Annotated in this window: 1 protein-coding gene; it reads left to right on the top strand. The window is 56.4% G+C overall.

The window, feature by feature from the left end; genetic code table 11:
• On the top strand, positions 1 to 307 hold a 307-nt coding region (locus tag KQX66_RS38905), incomplete at its 5' end, for a sulfatase-like hydrolase/transferase (RefSeq protein ID WP_216798409.1).
• Between the last annotated feature and the right edge of the window lie 90 nt (positions 308 to 397).

Raw genomic sequence — 397 nt, forward strand, 5'->3', positions numbered from 1 at the left:
GTTCAATACCGCGCTGGTCTACCTGTCCGATCACGGCGAATCACTGGGGGAAAACGGCATGTATCTGCACGGCACGCCTTATGTCTTCGCGCCGAGCCAGCAAACTCACGTGCCATTCCTGATGTGGATGTCGGCCGACTATCAGCGCAATTTCGGCATCGATCGCCAGTGCCTGAGCGCGCTGGCGGAAAAGGACGACGTGTCGCAGGACAATCTGTTCCACACCCTGTTGGGCATGCTGAATGTGCAGACGCGTGAATATCAATCCCAGTTGGATATTCTGCAACGCTGCCGCAACGCGGCGTAAGCGCTTAACTTCCGCGTGCCGCTGAGGCACAATGCTTGAGACCAACCGGCGTTTTGTGCGCCGGTTTTTTTATTCCCATTGACCTAGACC

It is taken from the genome of Paenibacillus oleatilyticus (assembly GCF_018998565.1).
In the GTDB taxonomy this organism is placed as follows: domain Bacteria; phylum Bacillota; class Bacilli; order Paenibacillales; family NBRC-103111; genus Paenibacillus_G; species Paenibacillus_G oleatilyticus.